This is a genomic window from uncultured Campylobacter sp. (genome assembly GCF_937997465.1).
Lineage (GTDB): Bacteria > Campylobacterota > Campylobacteria > Campylobacterales > Campylobacteraceae > Campylobacter_A.
On record NZ_CALKTQ010000026.1, the window covers coordinates 1 to 2,609 of the forward strand.

Annotated in this window: 3 protein-coding genes; all 3 read left to right on the plus strand. The window is 48.4% G+C overall.

Annotated features, from left to right (window positions below):
* The coding region (locus Q0546_RS00685; RefSeq protein ID WP_298789605.1) for a winged helix-turn-helix domain-containing protein at positions 1-426 on the plus strand (426 nt) is incomplete at its 5' end.
* Positions 427-521: 95 nt separating this feature from the next.
* The gene (gene ccoN / locus Q0546_RS00690) at positions 522-2,003 is read left to right on the plus strand and encodes a cytochrome-c oxidase, cbb3-type subunit I (RefSeq protein WP_298789607.1); all 1,482 of its coding nucleotides are present in this window, start codon (positions 522-524) and stop codon (positions 2,001-2,003) included.
* The coding region (gene ccoO, locus Q0546_RS00695) for a cytochrome-c oxidase, cbb3-type subunit II (protein WP_298789608.1) at positions 1,996-2,609 on the plus strand (614 nt) is incomplete at its 3' end. The genes ccoN and ccoO, both read left to right, overlap by 8 nt.

Sequence of the window (2,609 nt, forward strand, 5' to 3'; positions counted from 1 at the left end):
AGCGCGTATAGCGAAAAGGAAAAGCTGCTAAAAGCTATCGACGTGGGCATCGATAAATACGTGATCAAGCCTATTGACATGGACGAGCTTTTCGCCCTGCTAGAGCAGATCGTAAAAACCAAAATCATAGGCGCCGATATCATCGAGATTTCGGGCGGATATTCGTTTAATCAAACCAAAAAAGTGCTCGTAAAAAACGGCGTCGAGATCGCTCTAACCAAAAAAGAGCTAGCCTTTATCTCGCTTTTAGTTAAACGCATTGGTACGCTTGTTTTAACCGAGGAGATCAGAAACGTGGTGTGGTTTGGCGAAAAGGTAAACGATCCAGCAGTTAGAACGTTTATCAAACGAATACGCGATAAAGTGGGCGCCGGTCTCATCAAAAACTCGCCGGGCCTTGGCTATAAAATCGAGCTAAAAAAGTGAAATTTGAAACGTAAATTTAGGTCGGTTAAGCGGTTTTACACTAAAAATCTAATAAAATAACAATCTAATAACAAAATAAACAAAGGAGGATATCGATGCGACTAGACAGGGCGCTAAGCTACGACTACACGGTCGCCAAGTATTTTATGTTCGCTACGATACTGTTTGGGATAGTCGGCATGGGCATAGGCGTGCTGATAGCCTTTCAGATGGCATATCCCGATCTAAACTATCTCGCGGGCGAATATGGCACCTTTAGCCGTCTAAGACCGCTTCACACGGCGGGCGTGATATTCGGATTTATGCTCTCTGGCGTATTTGCGACGTGGTACTATATCGGACAGAGGGTTTTGAAGGTCTCGATGAGCGAGTCGCCGTTTTTGATGACGGTGGGCAAGCTGCACTTTTGGATATATATGCTAGTGATGGCTGGCGGCGTGTTTAGCCTATTTGCAGGCGTTAGCACGTCAAAAGAGTACGCCGAGCTAGAGTGGCCGCTAGATATCGGCGTGGTCGTGCTTTGGGTGCTTTGGGGCGTTAGTATATTCGGCCTTATCGGTATCCGCCGCGAGAGGACGCTTTATATCTCGGTTTGGTATTTTATCGCGACGTTTTTAGGTATCGCGATGCTTTATCTGTTTAACAACATGGCCGTACCGACCAAGCTGGTTTCAGGATACGGCAACTGGTGGCACTCGGTCTCGATGTACGCCGGAGCTAACGACGCGCTAGTGCAGTGGTGGTACGGGCATAACGCCGTGGCGTTTGTGTTTACAGTGCCGATCATTGCTCAAATTTACTATTTCCTCCCAAAAGAGAGCGGTCAGCCGATATTTTCTTACAAGCTCTCGATTTTTTCATTTTGGAGCCTCATGTTCCTTTACCTTTGGGCGGGCGGACACCATCTGATCTACTCTGCGGTGCCTGACTGGATGCAGACGATGGGCTCGGTGTTTTCAGTAGTTTTGATACTACCGTCTTGGGGTTCAGCTATAAACATGCTCCTAACGATGCGCGGCGAGTGGCAACAGCTTAGAGAAAATCCTCTTATCAAATTTATGATTTTAGGCTCGACATTTTATATGTTTTCAACTCTTGAGGGGCCGATTTTAGCGATCAAGTCCGTAAACGCCCTAGCGCACTTTACCGACTGGGTGCCGGGCCACGTGCACGACGGTACGCTAGGCTGGGTCGGCTTTATGACGATGGCGGCGCTTTATCACATGACGCCTCGCGTATTTAAACGCGAAATTTACTCGAAATCCTTGATGGAAACTCAGTTTTGGATACAGACTATCGGCATAGTGCTTTACTTTTCGTCGATGTGGATCGCGGGCATCACTCAGGGTATGATGTGGCGCGCGACGGATGAATACGGAAATTTAGCCTACTCGTTTATCGATACGGTGATAAACATAGTGCCGTACTACTGGATCAGAGCCGTGGGCGGGCTGCTATATCTGCTTGGATTTTTTATATTTGTTTATAACATCTACAAGAGTTTTGGCGCCAAAGCGCTCGTAAAAGAGCCGCTAAGCGCGAGTCCTGCGGGCGTAAAGGAGGTTGCTAATGTTTAGTTGGTTAGAAAAAAATCCCTTCTTTTTCGCGGTTATGGTTTTTATATTTATCGCCTATGCGGGCGTGATCGAGATCTTGCCTGATTTTGCCAACAGAGCTAGGCCGCTTGAGGGAACCAAGCCGCCGACGGTTTTACAACTTGCGGGCAAACACGTATATATGAAAGATAGCTGTAACGCCTGCCATACGCAGCAAATTCGCCCTTTTAAGGCAGAGACCGACAGATACGGTATGTATTCGCTTAGCGGCGAGTATGCATTTGACCGTCCGCATCTTTGGGGATCAAAGAGAACCGGCCCCGACCTTTGGCGCGTGGGCAACTACCGCACCACCGACTGGCACGAAAATCACATGAAAGAGCCGACCTCTGTGGTGCCTGGCTCCATAATGCCCGCCTACAAGCACCACTTTAGCAACAACGCCGACATCGAGACGGCATACGGCGAAGCGGTAACGACGAAAAAGGTATTTGGCGTACCGTATGACGTAGAGGGCATGCCAAAACTCGGCACCTACGAGGAAGCGCAAGCGACCGCCAAAGAAGAAGCCGCCGCTATAGTTGAAGAGATGAAGGATGAAGAGGTCAAAAAGGCCTTTGAGCGCGG

Excerpts from the sequence above, each read along its gene's own strand:
- ccoN (WP_298789607.1), top strand. The coding sequence starts at position 522 with ATGCGACTAGACAGGGCGCTAAGCTACGACTACACGGTCGCCAAGTAT.